General features: G+C 67.8%; 18 protein-coding genes and 1 riboswitch. Of the genes, 9 read left to right on the top strand and 9 right to left on the bottom strand.

Annotation, left to right across the window (positions count from 1 at the left end; all coding sequences use genetic code 11):
- Positions 1-6: 6 nt before the first annotated feature.
- From ureG to ACLQ3I_RS17865, 7 genes are all read right to left on the bottom strand, one after another.
- Positions 7-693: an urease accessory protein UreG gene (gene ureG, locus ACLQ3I_RS17895; protein WP_425794094.1), complete on the bottom strand. Its 687-nt coding sequence runs from the start codon at positions 691-693 to the stop codon at positions 7-9.
- A gap of 91 nt (positions 694-784) precedes the next feature.
- Positions 785-1,405, bottom strand: a complete 621-nt coding sequence (locus ACLQ3I_RS17890; RefSeq protein ID WP_425804038.1) for an urease accessory protein UreF — start codon at positions 1,403-1,405, stop codon at positions 785-787.
- Positions 1,406-1,458: 53 nt separating this feature from the next.
- On the bottom strand, positions 1,459-3,180 hold the full coding sequence (locus ACLQ3I_RS17885) for an urease subunit alpha (RefSeq protein WP_425803656.1): 1,722 nt from the start codon (positions 3,178-3,180) through the stop codon (positions 1,459-1,461).
- Positions 3,180-3,548 (bottom strand): urease subunit beta, encoded by a 369-nt coding sequence (locus ACLQ3I_RS17880; protein WP_425794092.1) that lies wholly within the window; start codon positions 3,546-3,548, stop codon positions 3,180-3,182. Before ACLQ3I_RS17880 ends, ACLQ3I_RS17885 begins: the two co-directional genes overlap by 1 nt.
- Positions 3,549-3,566: 18 nt before the next feature.
- A complete protein-coding gene (locus ACLQ3I_RS17875; RefSeq protein WP_425803654.1) occupies positions 3,567-3,869 on the bottom strand; it encodes an urease subunit gamma in 303 nt (100 codons plus the stop codon).
- Between the two features lie 120 nt (positions 3,870-3,989).
- Positions 3,990-5,237, bottom strand: a complete 1,248-nt coding sequence (locus ACLQ3I_RS17870) for a DUF6986 family protein (RefSeq protein ID WP_425803652.1) — start codon at positions 5,235-5,237, stop codon at positions 3,990-3,992.
- The gene (locus ACLQ3I_RS17865) at positions 5,234-5,689 is read right to left on the bottom strand and encodes a PaaI family thioesterase (protein ID WP_425794090.1); all 456 of its coding nucleotides are present in this window, start codon (positions 5,687-5,689) and stop codon (positions 5,234-5,236) included. The genes ACLQ3I_RS17870 and ACLQ3I_RS17865 overlap by 4 nt, the downstream gene beginning before the upstream one ends.
- A 315-nt stretch (positions 5,690-6,004) precedes the next feature.
- Here ACLQ3I_RS17865 and ACLQ3I_RS17860 point away from each other — a divergent pair, with 315 nt between their 5' ends.
- From ACLQ3I_RS17860 to ACLQ3I_RS17820, 9 genes are all read left to right on the top strand, one after another.
- Positions 6,005-6,403, top strand: coding sequence for a BlaI/MecI/CopY family transcriptional regulator (locus tag ACLQ3I_RS17860; RefSeq protein ID WP_425794089.1), 399 nt, complete (start codon positions 6,005-6,007; stop codon positions 6,401-6,403).
- A gap of 54 nt (positions 6,404-6,457) precedes the next feature.
- Positions 6,458-7,408, top strand: a complete 951-nt coding sequence (locus ACLQ3I_RS17855; RefSeq protein WP_425794088.1) for a M56 family metallopeptidase — start codon at positions 6,458-6,460, stop codon at positions 7,406-7,408.
- A 54-nt stretch (positions 7,409-7,462) separates the two neighbouring features.
- Positions 7,463-8,944, top strand: a complete 1,482-nt coding sequence (gene gndA / locus ACLQ3I_RS17850; RefSeq protein ID WP_425803649.1) for an NADP-dependent phosphogluconate dehydrogenase — start codon at positions 7,463-7,465, stop codon at positions 8,942-8,944.
- Between the two features lie 35 nt (positions 8,945-8,979).
- On the top strand, positions 8,980-10,413 hold the full coding sequence (locus ACLQ3I_RS17845; protein ID WP_425794086.1) for a GuaB1 family IMP dehydrogenase-related protein: 1,434 nt from the start codon (positions 8,980-8,982) through the stop codon (positions 10,411-10,413).
- 3 nt (positions 10,414-10,416) lie between these two features.
- Positions 10,417-11,973 (top strand): hemolysin family protein, encoded by a 1,557-nt coding sequence (locus tag ACLQ3I_RS17840; RefSeq protein WP_425803647.1) that lies wholly within the window; start codon positions 10,417-10,419, stop codon positions 11,971-11,973.
- Positions 11,970-13,046 (top strand): hemolysin family protein, encoded by a 1,077-nt coding sequence (locus tag ACLQ3I_RS17835; protein ID WP_425794083.1) that lies wholly within the window; start codon positions 11,970-11,972, stop codon positions 13,044-13,046. Before ACLQ3I_RS17840 ends, ACLQ3I_RS17835 begins: the two co-directional genes overlap by 4 nt.
- Positions 13,018-13,941, top strand: coding sequence for a 3-methyladenine DNA glycosylase (locus tag ACLQ3I_RS17830; RefSeq protein WP_425803645.1), 924 nt, complete (start codon positions 13,018-13,020; stop codon positions 13,939-13,941). Before ACLQ3I_RS17835 ends, ACLQ3I_RS17830 begins: the two co-directional genes overlap by 29 nt.
- A 112-nt stretch (positions 13,942-14,053) precedes the next feature.
- The gene (locus tag ACLQ3I_RS17825) at positions 14,054-16,267 is read left to right on the top strand and encodes a malate synthase G (protein ID WP_425794081.1); all 2,214 of its coding nucleotides are present in this window, start codon (positions 14,054-14,056) and stop codon (positions 16,265-16,267) included.
- Between the two features lie 135 nt (positions 16,268-16,402).
- Positions 16,403-17,611, top strand: coding sequence for a hypothetical protein (locus ACLQ3I_RS17820; RefSeq protein ID WP_425804035.1), 1,209 nt, complete (start codon positions 16,403-16,405; stop codon positions 17,609-17,611).
- A 27-nt stretch (positions 17,612-17,638) separates the two neighbouring features.
- Here the strand turns inward: ACLQ3I_RS17820 and gcvP are convergent, their stop codons facing one another.
- On the bottom strand, positions 17,639-20,536 hold the full coding sequence (gene gcvP, locus ACLQ3I_RS17815; protein WP_425803643.1) for an aminomethyl-transferring glycine dehydrogenase: 2,898 nt from the start codon (positions 20,534-20,536) through the stop codon (positions 17,639-17,641).
- 163 nt (positions 20,537-20,699) lie between these two features.
- Positions 20,700-20,800, bottom strand: a riboswitch (glycine riboswitch).
- 76 nt (positions 20,801-20,876) lie between these two features.
- The gene (locus ACLQ3I_RS17810) at positions 20,877-21,524 is read right to left on the bottom strand and encodes a MerR family transcriptional regulator (protein ID WP_425794079.1); all 648 of its coding nucleotides are present in this window, start codon (positions 21,522-21,524) and stop codon (positions 20,877-20,879) included.
- Between the last annotated feature and the right edge of the window lie 19 nt (positions 21,525-21,543).

Here is a 21,543-nt window from a genome sequence, read left to right as displayed (position 1 = left end):
CCCGGGTCAGCCGGTCACGACGATCTCGGCGAGCTGCTCGCGAACCCACGCCAGGACGTCGGTCGCCGCCGGATCGTCGGTGAGCGAGATCATCGCGGTCGGCCGGCTCTCGCGAACCCGCTCGGCGTCGGTCCGCATCACCTCGAGGTCCGCGTGGACCTGATCGGCCAGATCGGTCTTGTTGATCACCAGCAGGTCGGAGAACGTGACGCCCGGGCCCCCCTTGCGCGGGACCTTGTCGCCGCCGGCGACGTCGATCACGAAGATCTGTACGTCGATCAGTCCGGTGGAGAACGTGGCCGTCAGGTTGTCGCCGCCCGACTCGACCAGGATCAGGTCCAACGGCGGGTTTGCTGCGACGAGATCGTCGATCGCGTCGAGGTTGGCGGTGATGTCGTCGCGGATCGCGGTGTGCGGGCATCCGCCGGTCTGCACTGCGGTGATCCGCTCGTCGGGGAGGACCGCGTTGCGCCGCAAGAAGTCGGCGTCCTCGGTCGTGTAGATGTCGTTCGTCAGGACGGCGACCGACAGCTCCTCCCGCAGTTGCCTGCACAACGCGGCGACGAGGGCGGTCTTTCCCGAGCCGACCGGACCGCCCACTCCGACGCGCAGTGCCTCGCCGGGTTCGCGATGACGACGCGGACGGGCGTGGTCGTGTCCGTGTGGTTCTCCGTCGATCAAATGCGGTGGCATGACTTCCTCTCGGTGGTGGTCGGTCTCGGTGTCCGGGGTCTGGTCCGGGACTGGTGATCGGTGCGGGCGTCGCGAAGTCCGGTTGGGGCCCTCACGACATGAACAGGGGCATGTCGCGCCGCTCGTGACGTTCGGCGAACACATCGAGCGTCGGGTCGGAGAGGTCGGCGAGTTCGACGGCCGCCGCGGCCGCGACCCGCTCGCATTCGGCGCCCAGATCAGCGATGACCACCGCCACGTCGGCCGGGTCGAGCGCCAGCAGTCGCTGTCCCGCGGTCGCCGAGCCGCTCATCGTCGTGTACGCGAGGATCAGCGCGGTGTGGAAGCCGGACAGGCGCGACACCCGGCCGATGGCGCCGCAGATCACCGGGAGATGGCTCTGCGGCGCATGGGCGCTCCAGTCCTCCTCCGGCCACATGCGACGTGCCAGCCGCAGCATTCCCCTGCCCTGCGCCAACGAGGCGCGGCGCGCAGCGGCCGACGGTGTCCGGGCGTCCGTTTCCCGTTCCGCCGCAGCCACATCGAGCGTGCCATCGGTCACCGCGGCAGCGATCGAGGCGGCCACCAGACCACTCGTCGTGACGCGCCGCCGGAGGAACCGCGCGAGGCTCTCCGCATCCACGACGACCCGATCGGCAACGGCCTGCTCGACCCCACCGGAATGCACGTGACCGCCGACCGGCAGCCGCGAATCGGCCAACGTCAGCATCATCGCCAGCTGGGAACGGGATCCGGATGACACGGGTATCAAATCGTCGTCGCCGTTCAGAACAGGAAGTATCGCTGTGCCATGGGCAATTCGGCTACCGGCCCGGAATCCCACACCTCGCCGTCGACGCGCACGGTGAACGTGTCCGGTTCCACCGAGATCTGCGGCATGGCCGAGTTGTTGGGCATGTCGGCCTTCCCGATGTGACGAGTGTCCCGGACCGCGACGAGCCTGCGATCGAGGCCGAGTGTCTCCTCGATCCCAGCGTCGAGCCCGCCCTGCGCGACGAAGCTGACCGAGGTGGCCGCCGCGGTTTTGGGAGCCGCCCCGAACATGGGTCGCGGCAACACCGGCTGGGGGGTCGGGATGCTCGCGTTGGCGTCACCCATGGCCGCCCAGGCGATCGCGCCGCCCTTGATCACGAGGTCGGGCCGCACACCGAAGAACGCCGGGTTCCAGAGCACGAGGTCGGCGAGCTTCCCGGTCTCCACCGATCCGAGCTCGTCGTCGAAGCCGTGGGCGATCGCCGGACAGATCGTGTACTTCGCGATGTATCTCCGTACCCGGTTGTTGTCCGCCGCACCGTCTCCCGGCAGCGATCCGCGTTTAGACTTGAGCACGTGCGCGGTCTGCCAGGTACGCAGCACCACCTCGCCGATCCGGCCCATCGCCTGGGAATCCGATCCGATCATCGAGATCGCCCCGAGGTCGTGCAGCAGGTCCTCGGCCGCGATCGTCGACGGCCGGATCCGGCTCTCGGCGAACGCGAGATCCTCGGGCACCGTCGGATTGAGGTGATGACAGACCATCAACATGTCGAGATGCTCGTCGAGGGTGTTGACGGTGTGCGGTCGGGTCGGATTGGTCGAACTCGGCAACACGTTCGGATACGCTGCGACCGTGATGATGTCGGGTGCGTGACCACCACCGGCGCCCTCGGTGTGGTACGCGTGGATGCTGCGTCCGGCGATCGCCCCGATCGTCTCTTCGACGAATCCGGCCTCGTTCAGCGTGTCCGAATGCAGCGCCACCTGCACGCCGGTCTCGTCGGCCACCCGCAGACAGGCGTCGATCGCGGCGGGGGTGCTCCCCCAGTCCTCGTGCAGCTTGAAACCGGAGGCACCCGCACGGATCTGCTCGTGCATGGCATCGGCACTGACGGTGTTGCCCTTGCCCAGCAGGGCGATGTTCATCGGCCAGTGGTCGGTGGCCGCGAGGATCGACTTCAGGTGCCACGCACCCGGTGTCACCGTGGTGGCCTTGCTTCCTTCGGCCGGGCCGGTACCGCCGCCGATCAGGGTCGTGATGCCGTTGCCCAGTGCCTCGTCCATGATCTGCGGACAGATGAAGTGGACATGGCAGTCGATCCCGCCCGCTGTCAGGATCTTCCCGTTGCCCGCGATGATCTCGGTGGACGGCCCGATCACGAGGTCCGGGTGGACCCCGTCCATCGTGTCGGGGTTGCCCGCCTTTCCCATCGCGGTGATCCGGCCATCGCGAATACCCAGGTCGGCCTTGATGATCCCCCAATGATCGACTATCACGACACCGGTGATCACGGTGTCCGGCGCGCCCTGCGCGCGGGTGGCCCGGCTCTGCCCCATCGATTCCCGGATCACCTTGCCGCCACCGAAGACGGCCTCGTCGCCTGCCCGTCCGGGCCCACCGGACCGGTCCTCGGTGACCTCGATGAACAGGTCGGTGTCCGCCAACCGGATCCGGTCGCCTGCGGTGGGCCCGAAGAGTTGTGCGTAACGGTTGCGGCCGAGCGTCGCCATCAGTCGTCCCCCTCGTGACGTTCGCCGGTATTCTCCTGCGGCCCCAACGATCCGGGTGCGTCCAGGGAGATGCCGTGGACCTCGCGGGTGCCGCCCAGTGGCACCAGCGCGACGGTCATCTCGATCCCCGGTTCGAACCGCACCGCGGTGCCGGCCGGGATGTCGAGCCGGCGCCCCCGGGCGGCGGCGCGGTCGAAGTCCAGCGCCGGGTTGGCCTGCGGAAAGTGCACGTGACTCCCGACCTGCACGGGCCGGTCGCCGGAGTTGACGACGGCCAGCGTCAGGACGTCGGCACCTTCGTTCAGCTCGATGGTGCCGTCCACGGTGATCACCTCGCCGGGCACAACGGATGACTGCGTGTGCGACATCGTGGTCCTCTCGCGCGGCTAATCGATGGGGTCGTGCACGGTGACCAACTTGGTCCCGTCGGGAAACGTGGCCTCGACCTGCACGTCATGGAGCATCTCCGGGATGCCGTCCATCACGTCCGCACGTCCGAGCACCTCCCGGCCCGACGACATCAGCTCGGCGACCGAGCGGCCATCGCGGGCACCCTCGAGGACATGGTCGGTGATGATCGCCACCACTTCGGGATGATTGAGCTTCAATCCACGGCCCTGCCGTCGACGTGCCAGCTCGGCGGCATACGAGATGAGCAACCGCTCCTGCTCATGTGGCGACAGACGCAACGGACCCTCTCCTGGCGAGACGAATACAGCCGGGACAGCGCACAGTTCGTGCGCCGGGCCGGGTAGCTGACATCCTGCCACGCCGCGGATCGCTCGGCGCGCCGAGCGACTATGGCCTCGTCACGACGGCAGCGCGCCACCACCGGCGCGCAGGGCGGCCAATCGTTGCGCCGTGCACGACGGAGCGATCTCGGTGACCTCGTCGGCGGTGAACGCCCCGGCCGCCGTGCCGCGCTGCAGGACCGACGCCAGCGACAGAGCCGTCGCGGGTTCGTCCACCACGTCGCCGGACCGACGGTCGAAATAGGACTCTAGGCGCCGGGCAGCAGTGGGCATCGCGGACCGGAAGAAGCCGATGACCGCCAGCCAGCGGGTGACGAGGTGCCCTGGGTGCATGTCCCACCCTTGATAGAACCCCCGTTCCACCGAACGCAGCACGAGGGCGTGGTGGCGCCGCAGCGCCGATTGGATCTGGTCGGGCGTGCCCACCGGGATCACCTGGGTCGAGCCGTCACTGATCCACACGCCGGTCTGTGCGGTGGCGGCCTGCATAACCGCCTTGGCATGGTCGGCTACCGGATGTGCCAGCGATTGCTGCGCCGACACGATCCCGCACGCCGCGCTGTAGTCGTAGGTCCCGTAGTGCAGTCCGGTGAGCCGGGGCATCCCCCGATGAATCGCTCCGGCCAAGGTCGCGCGACCGTCGGGTCCGAGCACCGCCTGGGGGATCTCGATCTGCAGCTCGAATCTCAGCATCCCCTCGGCGAGACCGTGGGCGCGCTCGAAGGCCTCGCACAGCACGTTGACCGCGTCGACCTGTCGAACGTCACGCAGCTTGGGGACCGTGAAGACGAATCCGTCCGGGACCCCGCCGGCACTGTCCAGGACGAGTTCCAACGTGCGCAGTCCGCGGCGACGTTCACGATCGCCGAGACCCTTCGCGCGGATGCCGGCACTGCGCGGGGCATGTGGTCTCATCTGCGTCCATCCGGCGAGGATCGCACCGGCACGTCGTGCATCCGCGTCCTCGACCGCGTCGTCGCGCCACCCGTAACCGTCCTCGAGGTCGATCCGAAGATCCTCGACGGGATTGTCCTGCAGACGTTTTCGTGCGAGGTCGGCGACCACCACGTCACCGGAGGCCAGCTCGATCACGACGTCGCGGGCGGCTTCGGCGATCTCGCCGGCCCGCTCACCCCACGACGCCGGGGTGTCGAAGTCGGTATCGGCAGCGCTCACATAGACGGTGTGCGCCGGTTGTCCCGTCGGACGGTCACCGGGATACCGCGCCGCCAGGTCGTCGTCGACCGGGCGCAGGATCTCCTCCAGACGGGCCCGTACCTCCGCCGGCAGTTCTCGGTCGGTCATGCGCCCGCCGGGATGACCGGGACCTCGACACCCTCCGGCAGTTCGATGTTCTGCAGCCGTACCTGCGAGGACGCGACGAGACGACCCTGGTCGTCGGTCATGGTGACCCGCCAGAGCTGTTGGCGACGTCCACGGTGGATCGGCGACGATTCGACGGTGATCGTCCCGGCGCTCACCGACTTGATGAAGTCGGTGTTGTTGTTCACACCCACCGCGGTGCCGCCGATACCGGTGACCTGCAGCCAGGTGAAGGCGCTGACGCTCGCGACGCTCTCGGCCACCGCGCAGTAGACGCCGCCGTGCACGATCCCGAACGGTTGGTGATGCTTGTCGCCGAGCTCCAGCACCGCGACGACACGGTCCCGCCCCACCTCCTGGAGACGAAGGCCCAGTGAGGTGTCGAAACCGCGGCCGAAGGTGTCCTTGATCAACTGTTCGTTCTCAACGCTCATACCCAAAGATTGGCACGAGATATCGGTGCGGGCGCGGGAAGGTCCCCTGATGCGAACCGCCGCAGGACTCGGTCGAACAGCTCACGAACGGCGGGCCCCGAGGAACCGATAGGCCCCACGCTGCGTTACAGCGTGGGGCCTACCGCGGCGTGGACCGGGGGTCTCTGCAGCCCTCAGGACTCTCGCCGGTCCGACGTGAGACTCAATGTAGGGTAGCCTTACCAATGTTGTCAAGTGGGTGCGCGAAACGGGTGTGACCAGGCATGGACACACGGGTGACGTCCCATGTGGGCGGACAGGAGAAGCGGAAGTAAAATGAGAAGAATGAACGGACTGGGCGACCTCGAGCGCGCCGTCATGGACACCCTGTGGGCGAGCCCGACCCCCCAGACCGTGCGGCAGGTGCACGAGACGCTGTCCCGGGACCGCTCGCTGGCCTACACCACGGTGATGACGGTGCTCCAGCGTCTGGCCAAGAAGAATCTCGTCACGCAGATCCGTGACGATCGGGCGCACAAGTACCAGCCCACGCATCCGCGGGAGGATCTGGTGGCGAGCCTCATGGTCGACGCGTTGTCGGAGGCCGAAGCGCCCGGATCACGGCATGCCGCTCTCGTCTCCTTCGTCGGCCGGGTCGGTGCCGACGAGGCCGCCGCCCTGCGACATGCACTCGATGAGCTCGAAGCCGTCCGGGGAACCGGGGAAACAGGATAGATTCGGCCCAGACGCCAGCAGCGACTCCACACAGCCCACGCAAGGACAGTTCCGATGACTGCGCTCTTCTTCGGCATCCTGACCCTGGTGCTCGTCGGCCCCGCGGCAGAAGCTCTGTCCCGCGCGTCCTGGCCGGTCAAGGCACCTCGGGCAGCGATGACACTGTGGCAGGCGATAGCTCTGGCCGGCGTGCTTTCCGCCTTCAGTTGCGGGCTGGCGATCGCCGCGAACCTGTTGACCCCGGGAGCCGACGGCGCCCCGACCACGAACCCCTTCGACGAGATCGACCGACTCGGCCTGCCGTTGTGGCTGACCCTCGTGGGGGTCTTCGCCCTGACGCTGATGGTCGGCGCACGACTCATGTACACGGTGATCCGCGTAGGTGTGCGCACTCGGGCCCGTCGCTACGCCCATCGCCAGTTGATCGACATCCTGGACCGGTGTGATCGCAGCGACGCCTCGCATCCGCTGTTCGCGAGCGACGTCCGAATGATCGATGTCGAGCAGCCCCTCGCCTACTGCCTGCCCGGTCTCCGGCAGCGCGTCGTGGTCAGCGAAGGTGTCGTCGCGCGACTCTCCCGCGCCGAACTGACCGCCGTTCTGACACATGAGCGTGCCCACCTACGCGCCCGCCACGACCTCGTCCTCGAAGCGTTCATCGCCGTGCACGAGGCCTTCCCCCGCGTCGTCCGCAGCAGTTCCGCACTCGGTGCGGTCGAACTGCTGGTCGAGGCGCTCGCCGACGACCAGGCCGTCCGCGCCACCGCGCCCACCACCCTCGGCCGTGCGCTCGTCGCCTGCGCAGATGCGGTGGCACCGCGCGGCGCGATGGCGGTAGGCGGGCCCACCACACTGGCGCGGATCCGCCGACTCCGTGACGAACGGCCGACCCGACTGCTCGCGCTGTCCGCCTACTCCGCGGCCGCGGCGATCCTGGTGGTCCCGACTCTGGCGGTGGCGATCCCGTGGCTCACCGAACTCAGCCGACTGATCTCGGCCACGTGAGTCACCCCACCCTCCCGCTCGTGGTGCGACCGTGGAGGCAATAGGCTTGAGGCCATGACAACTGCCGCGCAATCCAACCGGCCCGCCGGCTCCGATTCCACCGACTCGGCCATGGCCCAGATCGGTGTCACCGGTCTCGCCGTCATGGGTTCCAACATCGCCCGCAACTTCGCACACCACGGCCACACGGTCGCCCTGCACAACCGCAGCATCGCCAAGACCGACGCCCTGATCTCCGAACACGGCTCCGAGGGAACGTTCATCCGGACCGAGACGATGGAAGAGTTCGTCGCGGCGCTCGAGCGTCCGCGCCGGGTGCTGATCATGGTGAAGGCCGGTGACCCCACCGATGCCGTCATCGAGGAGCTCGCCGGCCTCATGGAAAAGGGCGACATCATCATCGACGGTGGCAACTCGCTCTACACCGACACCATCCGCCGCGAGGCGGCGATGTCCGAGCGCGGACTCAATTTCGTCGGCGCCGGGATCTCCGGTGGCGAGGAGGGCGCACTCAACGGCCCGTCGATCATGCCGGGTGGTCCGGTGGAGTCCTACAAGTCGGTGGGCCCGATGCTCGAGTCGATCTCCGCGCAGGTCGACGGCGAGCCGTGCTGCACCCACATCGGCCCGGACGGCAGCGGCCATTTCGTCAAGATGGTCCACAACGGCATCGAATACGCGGACATGCAGCTCATCGGTGAGGCCTACGACCTCATGCGCAAGGCACTCGACATGCCGGTCTCCGATATCGCCGACGTGTTCCGCGAATGGAACTCCGGCGACCTCGACAGCTACCTGGTCGAGATCACCGCGGAGGTGCTCTCACAGACCGACGCGGAGACCGGCAAGCCACTCGTCGACGTCATCGTCGATGCCGCCGGCCAGAAGGGCACCGGCCGCTGGACCGTCAAGTCGGCTCTCGACCTGGGCATCCCGACCACGGGTATCGCCGAGGCCGTGTTCGCCCGCGCGCTGTCGAGCGCCACCGACCAGCGCAAGCAGGCACAGGGGCTGGAATCGGGCACCCTGGCCGCGACGCCCACCGACACCGCGACCTTCATCGACGACATCAACAAGGCGCTCTATGCCTCCAAGGTCGTCGCGTACGCGCAAGGCTTCGACCAGATCGCCGCGGGCAGCGCCGAGTACGGCTGGAATGTCCATCCGGGTGACCTCGCCACCATCTGGCGCGGCGGTTGCATCATCCGCGCCAAGTTCCTCAACCGGATCCGCGACGCATACGCCGAGAATCCGGATCTGCCGAGCCTGCTGCTGGCCCCGTACTTCCGGAATGCGGTCGAGAACGCGGTGGACAGCTGGCGACGGGTCGTCTCGACGGCCACCCTGATGGGCATCCCGGTGCCCGCGTTCGCCTCCTCGCTGTCGTACTACGACGCGTTGCGCGCCGAGCGGCTGCCGGCCGCTCTGACACAGGGACTGCGCGACTTCTTCGGGGCGCACACCTACCAGCGCATCGACAAGCCGGGCACCTTCCACACACTGTGGAGCGGTGACCGGTCCGAAGTGACCGAATAGAATCGGCCGGGGGCGAGAGGAGTCCGCAACCAACCGTGCGATTTGTCGAGGGCCATCGGCCCACCCACGACCTGACCTACGACGACCTGTTCATCGTCCCGAATCGGTCCGATGTCGCTTCGCGATTCGACGTCGACATCTCGACCGTCGACGGCAGTGGCACGACGATCCCGATCGTGGTCGCCAACATGACCGCCGTCGCCGGGAAACGGATGGCCGAGACCGTGGCCCGACGCGGCGGACTGGTGGTGCTGCCCCAGGATCTCCCGATCCCGGTGGTCGCCGAGTCCATCGCCTACGTCAAGTCCCGGCACCTCGTCGCCGACACACCCGTCACGCTGACCGCCGACGACTCGGTGTCCGATGCCCTGGCCCTCATCCCCAAGCGCGCACACGGGGCGGCGGTCGTCATCGAGGACGGCCGTCCCATCGGCGTCGTCACCGAGAAGCGCTGTCGCGACGTCGATCGCTTCGCACGGGTGCGCGAGGTGCTCGATCCCGACATCGTCACGCTGCCGGTGGACACCGCATCCCGTGATGTCTTCGACCGGCTCGACGACCAGCACCTCGGTCTCGCCGTCCTCGTCGACGACGAGGGTCGGCTGGCCGGTGTGCTGTCGCGGGTCGGTGCGCTCCGGCACGGGGTGTACCAGCCGAATGTCGATGCGAACGGGCGCCTCCGGATCGCGGCGGCGGTCGGTATCAACGGCGACGTGGTCGGCAAGGCCAAGGCGCTGGCGGCGGCCGGTGCCGACCTGCTCGTGATCGACACCGCGCACGGACATCAGGAGAAGATGCTCACCGCCCTGGAGGCGGTGGCCACGGCGGATCCCGGAGTGCCGATCGCCGCGGGCAACGTCGTGTCGGCCCAAGGCGCCACGGATCTGATCGAGGCAGGCGCCTCGATCATCAAGGTCGGCGTCGGACCGGGCGCGATGTGCACCACCAGGATGATGACCGGCGTCGGTCGTCCCCAGTTCTCGGCAGTCGCCGAATGTGCCGAGATCGCCACCCGTCACGGTGCCCACGTCTGGGCCGACGGCGGGGTCCGCCACCCGCGTGACGTCGCGCTGGCACTGGCCGCCGGGGCGTCCAACGTGATGATCGGGTCATGGTTCGCCGGAACCTACGAGTCACCGGGCGATCTGCAGGAGGATGCCGTCGGGCCGTACAAAGTCAGTTTCGGGATGGCCTCCAAACGGGCCGTCGCGGCCCGATCGGCCAAGGACGGCGCCTACGACCGGGCGCGCAAGTCGCTGTTCGAGGAAGGCATCTCGAGCTCCCGGATCCGGCTCGATCCCGAGCGGCCCAGCGTCGAGGACCTGATCGACAACATCTGTTCGGGAGTGCGCAGCACCGCGACCTACACGGGTGCCCGGACGCTCGCCGAACTACACGAGAAGGTGGTGCTCGGGATCCAGTCCGCCGCCGGATTCGCCGAGGGGCGCCCGCTTCCCGGCGGGTGGTGAGGGGTGGAGACAGCCCTCCTCATCGCCGGTCTCGTCGGCTTCGTCGCGCTGACGCTCGGCACCGCGCTGTTCGTCGCCGCGGAGTTCTCGCTGACCGCGCTCGAACGATCTACCATCTCCGATGACGTCGCCACCAACGGCGACCGTCGATCCCGCCTGGTCCAGCGGGCGCACGCCACCTTGTCGTTCCAGCTGTCCGGTGCGCAGCTCGGCATCACCATCACCACGCTGATCACTGGTTACATCGCCGAGCCGGTGCTGGCGCGCATCTTCACGCCGGCACTCACCTCGGCGGGCGCGAGCGACTCGCTCGCGTCGGGAATCTCGCTGGCGCTCGCTCTGATCATCGCCACCTCGCTCTCGATGGTGCTGGGCGAACTGATCCCGAAGAACCTGGCCATCGCCAGGTCGCTGGCCGTCGCCCGCGCGACGTCGGGACCGATGACCGTTTTCTCCGCGACCTTCCGATGGGCGATCAACGGCCTGAATGGCTCGGCGAACTGGATCGTCCGCCGACTCGGCATCGAACCCGCCGAGGAGTTGCGGTCGGCCCGGTCGCCCCAGGAACTCGTGTCGCTCGTACGCAACTCGGCCCGCCAGGGGTCGATCGACGAGGACACCGCGGCGCTCGTCGACCGCTCCCTCAAGTTCGGTGAGCTCAGCGCCGAGGATCTGATGACCCCCCGGGTGACGGTCGACTGCCTCGACCGCGACGACAACATCCGCGACCTGGTGATGGCGTCGTCGCGCACGGGTCACTCCCGCTTTCCGGTCGTGATCGACGGTGATCTCGACGATCTCGTGGGTGTCGTGCACATCAAGCAGGCCTTCACCGTCGCGCCCGAACACGCCGCCGACACCACGGTCGCGTCCATCGCCCGACCGGTCCCCCGCGTCCCCACCAGCCTCGACGGCGACGCCCTGATGGAACGCATCCGCGCCGACGGCATGGAGCTGTGCGTGGTGATCGACGAGTACGGCGGTACCGCAGGCATCGTCACCACCGAGGATCTGATCGAGGAGATCCTCGGCGATGTGACCGACGAGCACGACCATGAGCGCGCCGACGTCGCCGTCGACGGCGACGGTTTTCTGTGCTCGGGACTGCTCCGCACCGACGAACTGACCGACGCCACCGGTTACCGCGCGCCGGAAGGGTCCTACGACACGCTCGGCGGCCTGGTGATGTTCTGCCTCGGACGGATACCCGAGGTCGGCGACGCGGTCGAGTTGCCGAGTCGATCTGCCGGCGGAGACGACGACGAGGACGACGACGAGGACGAGGCGCTGCCGGGCACCGAGATCACGTGGCGTGCGACCGTGACGCAGATGGACGGTCGCCGTATCGATGTCGTCTCGCTGCGACCCATCCGCGACGACATCCGGCCCGACAGCGCCCGACTCGACAGCGCCCGACTCGACAGCGCCCGACTCGACGACACCCCATCCGACCGCACCACCTCCCCCGACAACACCTCGCCCGACACCGCTTCCCGCGACGGCACCCCTCCCGACGACTCCCCGCTCAGCCGCGACGGAACGGATCGGGGCACGGAGTGAACGACTTCTGGGCCGTCCTCCTCACGGTCGTGCTGCTCGGCGGCAACGCGTTCTTCGTCGGTGCCGAGTTCTCGCTCATCTCCGCGCGCCGCGATCGCCTCGAAGCGCTCGAGGAAAGCGGCAAGAAGCGTGCCCGGACGGTGATCCGGGCCGGCGAACGCCTGTCGTTGATGCTGGCCGGTGCACAGCTGGGCATCACGATCTGCTCGATCCTGCTCGGTCGCGTCGGTGAGCCTGCGGTCGCACATCTGATCGAGAAGCCGCTGCATCTGGCCCACGTGCCGGAAACCCTGCTGCACCCGATCTCGTTCGCCGTCGCCTTGTCGCTCGTGGTGGTCCTGCACATCCTCATCGGTGAGATGGTGCCCAAGAACATCGCGCTGGCCGGCCCGGAGCGCTCCGCCATGCTCCTGGTGCCCGCGCATCTCGCGTTCATCCGCATGGCGCGCCCCCTGATCGCGTTCTACAACTGGCTGGCGAACTCGTCGCTGCGCCTGATGCGCGTGCAGCCCAAGGACGAGCTCGACTCGGCGGTCTCCACCGGGGAACTCGCACAGATGCTCGGTGAGTCGAAACAGGAAGGCCTCATCGACGCCGAAGAACACGAACGTCTGACCCGAGCGCTGCAGTCGGTGAGTCGCACCGTGAGCGAGGTGATGATCCCCCTCGACCAGATGCACAGTGTCGGCGTGGAGGTCGACGCCGAGACCGGCGGCACCGGCCCGACACTCGGGGCGGTCGAGCACGCGGTGGGCGACACCGGGTTCTCGCGCTTCCCGGTACGCGGTCCCGACGGGACGTTCACCGGCTATCTCCACCTCAAGGACGTGCTCGACGAGATCCTCGACGAGCGGATCGGTCCGGACACCATCATCGGCATCGACAAGATCCGTCCGCTGCCGGTGATCGCGTCGACCACACCCCTCGACGAGGCGACCGCGGCACTGCGACGCACCAGCGCCCACATCGGTGCGGTGGTCGACGACTCCGGACGGACGGTCGGCATCGTCGCCCTCGCCGACCTCGTCGAGGAGTTCGTCGGCAATGTCCGCGACGAGACCCATCGGGTGTGATCCGGTGACATCGACGGAGATACGCCGCTCGACCGGCCGCTGTCTGCAGTCGGCACAGTGGCGAGCCCTCCGCGACGATCACCGCGGACGGGTCGACGACCTGATCGGGCCGTATCTGCGGGCCCGCAAGAACGGCGCGAAGCATCCCGTCATCGACTTCCTCTTCACCTATTACTCGTCTCGTCCCGCGCACGTGACGAGATGGCATCCGGGATTCGGCGTGCTCCTCGAGGAGGCCGACGACTACCTGGTCCTTCGCGGGTATCAGCGCCTCGACGACACGGTGACCGTGGATCCTGGATTTCTCCGCAGCCGCGCAGGTGCCGTGGGTGCCACCGCCGCACTCCTGCGCGCGACCGCGTCCCGCCCCGCACGCCTCGGCTGCTTCGGCCTGCACGAATGGGCGATGGTCTACCGGACCACCGAGAAGCGCCACGACGCGCCGCTGCGTCTCGGACGGGCCGGGACCGATGCGGTCGTCGAGGAGATGCCGTTGCGCTGTACGCATTTCGATGCGTTCCGGTTCTTCACGCCGAAGGCACGGCCCCGAAACGAGGCCGAACTGACCCGGGACAGACAGATCCGCGACGAGCAGCCCGGATGTCTGCACACCACGATGGACCTCTATCGGGCGTGTTTCACGCTCGCGCCGCTGATCGACTCCGACCTCACCCTCGCGTGCTTCGGGTCCGCCTTGCGCGCACGGGAGCTCGACATGCGGGCGAGCCCCTACGACCTCACCGCGCTCGGTTACGATCCGGTGCCCGTCGAGACCGCGGCCGGCCGAGCGCAGTATGTGCGAGAACAGTCCACCATCGCCGAGGACGGCAGCGTGTTACGGGCGGCGCTGTCACAACGCCTCAGCGATCTACTCGCACTTTCGAACCGACTGTGAGCTGCGTCAACTGACCTTCTCGCCCGCCTCGGACCTGCCCGGATACCCGGTGTCGAGGCAGATTACCGACGAGTAGCATGGACGTGTCGATTCACCGCTGAGAAAGGCTGTCATGTCTGACCGGATCAACGTCAACGGGCTGCAGGTCGCTTCCGTCCTGTACGACTTCATCAACAACGAGGCGTTGGCCGGCACCGGTGTAGACCCCGACGCCTTCTGGACGGGTGCGGCCTCGGTGATCACCGACCTGGCGCCCCGCAACCGTGAACTGCTGTCCGTCCGCGACGATCTGCAGGCGAAGATCGACCAGTGGCACCGCGACCATCCCGCGACCGCCGGCGACCTGGACTTCGACGCGTACAAGGGCTTCCTCACCGAGATCGGCTACCTGGTCGATCCGCCTGCCGACTTCCAGATCGGCAGCGAGAACGTCGACCGCGAGATCGCCGAGACGGCGGGCCCGCAGCTGGTGGTCCCGATCCTCAACGCGCGCTTCGCACTCAACGCCTCCAACGCCCGGTGGGGCTCGCTCTACGACGCCCTGTACGGCACCGATGCCATCCCGGAGACCGACGGCGCCGAGAAGGGCTCGTCGTACAACAGGGTGCGCGGCGACAAGGTCATCGCGTACGCGAAGGACTTCCTGGACAACGCCGTCCCCCTCGAGCAGTGCAGCTACACGGATGTGACGAAGTTCGCCGTGGCGGACCAGGCCCTGCAAGTGACCCTGGCCGACGGCACCACCTCGACTCTCGCCGATCCGTCGGCGTTCGCCGGCTACCGGGGCGAGGCCGCCGCCCCGACGTCGATCCTGTTGCGCAACAACGGCCTCTACCTCGACATCGAGATCGACCCCTCGTCACCCATCGGCCAGACAGACCCGGCCGGGGTCAAGGACGTCGTCGTCGAGTCCGCGATCACCACCATCATGGACTTCGAGGACTCGGTTGCTGCGGTCGACGCCGACGACAAGGTGCTCGGCTACCGGAACTGGCTGGGACTCAACAAGGGTGACCTGGCCGAGGAGGTCGCCAAGGGCGGGAAGACCTTCACCCGCGTCCTCAACGGTAACCGCGAGTACATCGCACCCGACGGTTCCGATTTCGACCTGCACGGCCGCTCGTTGCTCTTCGTCCGCAACGTCGGGCACCTGATGACCAATAGCGCGATCCTCGACGCCGACGGCAACGAGGTCCCCGAAGGCATCCTCGACGGTTTGTTCACCTCGCTGATCGGCATCCACGGGATGAACGGCGCCGGGAGCAAAGCGAGCGGGCCGGGTGTCGCGGCCGAGGGCCTGCAGAACTCGCGGACCGGATCGATCTACATCGTCAAGCCGAAGATGCACGGACCCGATGAGGTCGCGTTCACCGTCGAACTGTTCGACCGTGTGGAGAAGGTTCTCGGCCTGCCGGAGAACACTCTCAAGGTCGGCATCATGGACGAGGAGCGCCGCACCACCGTGAACCTCAAGGCCTGCATCAAGGCCGCCGAGGATCGCGTGGTCTTCATCAACACCGGCTTCCTCGACCGCACCGGCGACGAGATCCACACCTCCATGGAAGCCGGCGCGATGATTCGCAAGGGCGACATGAAGCAGCAGAAGTGGATCAAGGCGTACGAGGACTTCAATGTCGATACCGGATTGCACGCCGGGCTGCAGCACAAGGCGCAGATCGGCAAGGGTATGTGGGCGATGCCGGATCTGATGCACGACATGCTCGAGCAGAAGATCGGTCACCCGAAGGCAGGCGCCACCACCGCATGGGTGCCCTCGCCCACCGCAGCGACCCTGCATGCGCTGCACTATCACCTCGTCGATGTCTTCGAGCGGCAGGACGAGATCGCCAAGCGCGATCCGGCGTCGGTCGACGACATCCTCACAATCCCGCTCGCGCCGAAGACCGACTGGTCGGCCGAGGAGAAGAAGGAAGAACTCGACAACAACTGCCAGTCCATCCTCGGCTACGTGGTCCGCTGGATCGATCAGGGCGTCGGCTGCTCCAAGGTGCCCGACATCCACGACATCGCGCTGATGGAGGACCGTGCCACCCTGCGGATCTCCAGCCAGCTGCTGGCCAACTGGCTGCATCACGGCATCGTGAGCGAATCCGACATCGTGGCCTCGCTCGAGCGGATGGCACCGGTGGTCGACCGACAGAACGCCGGCGACACCACATATCGCCCGATGGCACCCGATTTCGACTCCAACATCGCCTTCCAGGCGGCCAAGGAGCTCATCCTCGAAGGTGCGAAGCAACCGAGCGGCTACACCGAGCCGATCCTGCATCGCAAGCGGCGCGAGTTCAAGGCCGCCAACGCCTGACGGGCAGGCTGCCGAGCGTTCGCACGGCACCCGCCATGGTGCGGGCACCGCGATCTCCGCTATCGTCGTCCGATGTCACCCCGGTCAGACGGGACCGGGGTGGACGTCGGCCCGACGAGCGGAAGGCAGGGGGGCTTGGCACACCATCGAAGTACTGACGGTCGCACGGGGGTACGCGGTCGCGGTGTCAGTCGTGGCCTCGTCGGTTCCCTGCTGTCCATCATCCTGGTCGCCGCTCTGGTCCTGCTCTGGGCGCAACTCGGTGATCGGATAGATCGCCAAGGCGATCAGGCGGCGGCGAACTGCGTCGAGGGTACGACCAAGGTCCCGGTGATTGCGGATCCCGACATCGCCGGTCCACTCAAGACCCTCGCGCAGGACTACGCCAAGACCCGACCGGTGGTGCGCGATCACTGCGTGACCATCGAGGTCCGACCGGCCGATGCCAAGGTCACCCTCGACGGGCTGGCAGGCACGTGGGACCCCGCCTCGCTCGGCGCCTATCCGGCTGCCTGGGTTCCGCAATCGTCGATCTGGACCGCGGACCTGTCCGCCGCCAAGCCCGATGCGATCGACGGCAAACCCACGTCGTTGGTGTCGTCGCCCGTCGTGCTCGCCACCGCGCCACAGCTGGCCAAGGCCTTCGATGACAACCTCGACTGGCAGCAACTGCCCACCCTGCAGAAACGCAGCAGCAGTCTCGGCGACTACGGACTGGGCAGCTGGGGGTCGATTCGCCTCGCGATGCCCACCGGCGCGCAATCCGACGCCACCGCGCTATCGGCCCAGGCAGTCGCGATGCAGGTGACCCGGACCACCGGTGCGCTCACCGAGCAGGACGCGAGCTCGCCGCGCGTGGCATCGAGTGTCGACGCGATGTTGACGGGAGCCCCGCAGTCGCCGGACGGCTCGGCCGCCGGCGCGGCCCGCTCGATCGCCGACGCCGATGACCCGGCGACCTCTCCGATCCACGCGGTACCGATCACCGAGCAGTCGCTGTTCCAGCTCACCCGCTCGGACACCTCGGCGCGGCTCTCCGAAGTGGTGCCAGGCGGACCGACCCCGATCGCCGACTACCCGATCGTCCGGATGGCGGGTTCACAGGTCGCACCCGAGCAGACCGATGCGGTGTCCGAGTTCTTCGAGTTCGTCAGCAAGCCGGACCAGCTCGGCAAACTCACCGCACTCGGATTCCGCGGCGACGCCGCCATGCCGGAGCCGAACGCGACAGTGACGTTCCCGATCACCGACAATCCGATGCCGAACCCCGAGGACGCGGCGACGGTGACCATCAATCGCCTCGTCTACGGGCCCGACAGCGGTCCCACGACCGGCGGGAACTGACCCGCAGGTCACCCCCCGGGGTGTCCTTCAGCTGCTGAACGCCTCGATCGGCGGGCAGCTGCACACCAGGTTCCGGTCGCCGAAGGCGTTGTCGATCCGGCGCACCGCCGGCCACACCTTGGCCCGTCCGCCGGCCGACGGGAGGCCGAGCGGATAGACCGCGAGTTCCCGCGAGTAGGCATGATCCCACTCCCCGACCAGCGCTTCGGCGGTGTGCGGGGCTCCCCGCAACGGGTTGTCGTCGACGGACCATTCACCCGAGCCCACCCGGTCGATCTCGGCGCGAATGGCGATCATCGCCTCACAGAAGGCGTCGAGTTCATCGAGGTTCTCACTCTCGGTCGGCTCGACCATCAGCGTCCCGGCGACCGGGAAGCTCATCGTCGGGGCGTGGAAACCGTAGTCGGCCAGTCGTTTTGCCACGTCGTCGACAGTCACGCCGGTCGCCTTGGTCAGCGGCCGCAGATCCAGGATGCACTCGTGCGCGACGAATCCCTCACCGTCGGTTCGCGCTGCTTCGCTGCCGCGGCCCGTGTAGAGCACGGGGTAGTACTCGCGCAGCCGGCGGGCGATGTAGTTGGCCGACGCGATCGCGGTCAGCGTCGCGCGGCGCAGTCCGTCCGCGCCCATCATCGCGATGTAGGCGTAGGTGATCGGCAGGATCGACGCCGAACCGTACGGCGCGGCCGAGATCGTGCCCTCCGACGACAGTTCGTCGGCGAGCGGGTGACCCGGCAGGAAGGGCGCGAGATGCGCGCGGACGGCGACCGGCCCGACCCCCGGCCCGCCCCCACCGTGCGGGATGCAGAACGTCTTGTGCAGGTTCAGGTGGCTGACGTCACCGCCGAACCGGCCGGGACGGGCTACGCCGACAAGCGCATTGAGGTTGGCGCCGTCGACGTAGACCTGGCCGCCTGCGTCATGCACGGCCGCGCAGATCTCCTCGATGTCGTGCTCGAAGACACCATGAGTGGACGGATACGTGATCATGATGGCTGCCAGCGCATCGCGATGATTCTCGATCTTGACACGCAGATCGTCGACGTCGACGTCACCGTTCTCACGGCACCCGACAACCACCACGCGCATCCCCGCCATCACCGCCGATGCGGCGTTGGTGCCGTGTGCGCTCGACGGGATCAGGCAAACGTCGCGGTCCTCGTCGCCGCGGCCGCGGTGGTACCGCCGGATCGCCAGCAGGCCCGCGTATTCGCCCTGTGAGCCGGCGTTGGGCTGCAGGCTGATCCGGTCGTAGCCGGTGATCGTGACCAGCCAGTCCTCCAGCGTCGAGATGAGTTCACGGATCCCGGTGGTGTCGGACACGGGCGCGAACGGGTGTAGGCGTGCGAACCCGGGCCAGGTGACCGGTTCCATCTCTGCGGTCGCGTTGAGCTTCATCGTGCACGAGCCGAGCGGGATCATGCTCCGATCGAGTGCGATGTCCTTGTCGGACAGCGCACGCAGGTACCTCAGCATCGACGTCTCGGTGCGGTACCGGTTGAAAGCCGGGTGCGTGAGGAAGTCGCTCTGCCGCGTCTCGACGGGCTGCGCGAACGTATGACGCCGTACCCCTTCGGCGCTGAACGCACGCAACACGGCGGTCAGATCGGCGTCGGTGGTGGTCTCGTCGCAGGCGATGCCGACCGAGTCGGCGTCGATCCGCCGCAGGTTGATGTTGCCGTCGCGTTTGGCGTTCGCGACGATCGCGTCGGCCTGACCGGGTGCGCGCACCACGATCGTGTCGAAGAACGAGGAGTGCGCAATCGAGAAGCCGGCAACCGTCAGGCTGTCGGCCAGGAACACCGCGGCGTCGTGCACCCGCCGGGCGATCGCGCGCAGACCGTCGGCGCCGTGATACGAGGCGTACATGGCGGCCATGACGGCGAGCAGCACCTGGGCGGTGCAGATGTTGCTGGTGGCCTTCTCCCGGCGGATGTGCTGCTCACGCGTCTGCAGTGAGAGTCGGTAGGCGAGGTTGCCGTCGGCGTCCTTGGAGACGCCGACGAGCCGGCCCGGCAACTGTCGCGCATGGGCGGAGTGGACCGCCAGGTAGCCGGCGTGCGGACCTCCGAATCCCATGGGCACACCGAACCGTTGAGTCGTGCCGAAGCACACGTCGGCGCCCTGCTCACCCGGAGGCGTGATCAGGGTGAGCGCCAGCAGATCCGCCCCGACCGAGACCAATCCGCCGCGATCGTGCGCGGCCGCGATGATCGGCGCGAGGTCGAGGACACGACCGGATGCGCCCGGAACCTGGAGCACGACACCGAAGAAGTCACCGTCGGGCAAGCCGCATCCGGGCAGCGACGGATGCAACGACGCCTCGACCAACTCGATACCGAGCGGCTCGGCCCGCGTGTCGAGCAGGGCGCGTGTCTGGGGGAACAGATCGGCGTCGACCACCAGGCGCGCCGAGCGGGACTTGCCGGCGCGACGCATCAGGGTCATCGCCTCGGCGGCGGCGGTCGCCTCGTCGAGCATCGACGCGTTGGCGACCTCCATCGCGGTGAGGTCGGCGACCATGGTCTGAAAATTCAGCAGGGCCTCGAGACGTCCCTGGCTGATCTCCGGCTGGTAAGGCGTGTAGGCGGTGTACCAGGCCGGGTTCTCCAGCACGTTCCGCAGGATGACCGGCGGGGTGAAGGTGTCGTGGTAGCCGAGCCCGATCATCGACCGCGCGACGACGTTGCGGGACGCGAGCTCGGCGAGGCGGTCGTGCACGTCGTGTTCACCGATGGCCGGTGGCAATGCGTCTAGACCGTTCGCACCCGGGTCGTCGGCGATCACGGACGGGACCACCCGCTCGGCGAGTTCGTCGAGCGAGGACACCCCGATCTCGGCGAGGATGCGGTCGGTCTCGGCGGGATCGGGACCGACATGGCGGTCGATGAAGATCACCGGATCGGATGCGGAAGTGGCGGGCATGACAGGTCAACCTCTCGGCGGTCTGCGGCCCTCCCCCTCTGTCATATCCGGGATCCGCAGCACGGATGCCAGACGCCTGAGAGATTCGGCCGTTCCGGGACACCGGAGCGGCCTTTCACCGTGGGCGGGCCCGGGTCTCCCCGGGTCACTTTCCAGAGACGCCGTCTACACCACGGTCCTGGGTGCCTGAGAGTTTGACGAGGAGGTGTTGCTCCTTCGGCGGCCACCCCAACCCGATCGGTGGCGCTCTCCCGTGACGTAGCGACGCCCACCCAGTATACGGGTGGGCGACTGCTCTGCAGTTCAACCCCGCAGTGGGGCGGCCGGGACCGGCCGACGGTCAGCCGGTGCGGCGGGTCCGGTTCTTACGCCGCGCCGCGAGTTCGTCCTCCGGGGCGGTCTCGGTCACACCGCCATCGGCGCGTTCACCTGGGAAATCGGCGATGGTGCCGGACAATTCGCGCATCGCCCCGCTGACCGCGATCCCGAAGACACCCTGACCGCCCTGCAGCAGATCCACGACCTCCTCGGCAGAGGTGCACTCGTAGACGGTCGTGCCGTCGGAGAAGAGGGTGATCCGGGCGAGATCCTCGACGCCGCGCTTCCGGAGATGATCGACGGCGACGCGGATGTTCTGCAGTGAGATCCCGGTGTCGAGGAGACGCTTGACGATCTTCAGGACCAGGATGTCCTTGAACGAGTACAGTCGCTGGCTACCCGAACCGGCAGCGCCCCGAATCGACGGCACCACGAGCGAGGTGCGGGCCCAGTAGTCGAGCTGCCGATACGTGATACCGGCGATCTGGCACGCACTCGGCACCCGGTAGCCGACCAACTCGTCCGGCACTGTGTCGTTCGGGAAGAGGCCCGGAGCGATGTCTTCCAGGCTGCCCTGGGTCGCAGTTGGGGTACGGGCGCTCTCCGCGGCACCGTCTGGTGCCGCATCCGTCGGTGACGTCACTCCGTCGTCGAACGGCTTATCGCCCACTGCAGACTCCCTCGCAACG

Origin of the sequence: Gordonia sp. DT101, assembly GCF_049844895.1 — a bacterium.
In the GTDB taxonomy this organism is placed as follows: Bacteria; Actinomycetota; Actinomycetes; order Mycobacteriales; family Mycobacteriaceae; genus Gordonia.
This window is presented reverse-complemented; position numbering and strand designations above follow the sequence as displayed.

Excerpts from the sequence above, each read along its gene's own strand:
- ureG (WP_425794094.1), bottom strand. The coding sequence starts at position 693 with ATGCCACCGCATTTGATCGACGGAGAACCACACGGACACGACCACGCC.
- ACLQ3I_RS17890 (WP_425804038.1), bottom strand. The coding sequence starts at position 1,405 with ATGATGCTGACGTTGGCCGATTCGCGGCTGCCGGTCGGCGGTCACGTG.
- ACLQ3I_RS17885 (WP_425803656.1), bottom strand. The coding sequence starts at position 3,180 with ATGGCGACGCTCGGCCGCAACCGTTACGCACAACTCTTCGGGCCCACC.
- ACLQ3I_RS17880 (WP_425794092.1), bottom strand. The coding sequence starts at position 3,548 with ATGTCGCACACGCAGTCATCCGTTGTGCCCGGCGAGGTGATCACCGTG.
- ACLQ3I_RS17870 (WP_425803652.1), bottom strand. The coding sequence starts at position 5,237 with ATGACCGACCGAGAACTGCCGGCGGAGGTACGGGCCCGTCTGGAGGAG.
- ACLQ3I_RS17865 (WP_425794090.1), bottom strand. The coding sequence starts at position 5,689 with ATGAGCGTTGAGAACGAACAGTTGATCAAGGACACCTTCGGCCGCGGT.
- ACLQ3I_RS17860 (WP_425794089.1), top strand. The coding sequence starts at position 6,005 with ATGAGAAGAATGAACGGACTGGGCGACCTCGAGCGCGCCGTCATGGAC.
- ACLQ3I_RS17855 (WP_425794088.1), top strand. The coding sequence starts at position 6,458 with ATGACTGCGCTCTTCTTCGGCATCCTGACCCTGGTGCTCGTCGGCCCC.
- gndA (WP_425803649.1), top strand. The coding sequence starts at position 7,463 with ATGACAACTGCCGCGCAATCCAACCGGCCCGCCGGCTCCGATTCCACC.
- ACLQ3I_RS17830 (WP_425803645.1), top strand. The coding sequence starts at position 13,018 with ATGTCCGCGACGAGACCCATCGGGTGTGATCCGGTGACATCGACGGAG.
- ACLQ3I_RS17825 (WP_425794081.1), top strand. The coding sequence starts at position 14,054 with ATGTCTGACCGGATCAACGTCAACGGGCTGCAGGTCGCTTCCGTCCTG.
- gcvP (WP_425803643.1), bottom strand. The coding sequence starts at position 20,536 with ATGCCCGCCACTTCCGCATCCGATCCGGTGATCTTCATCGACCGCCAT.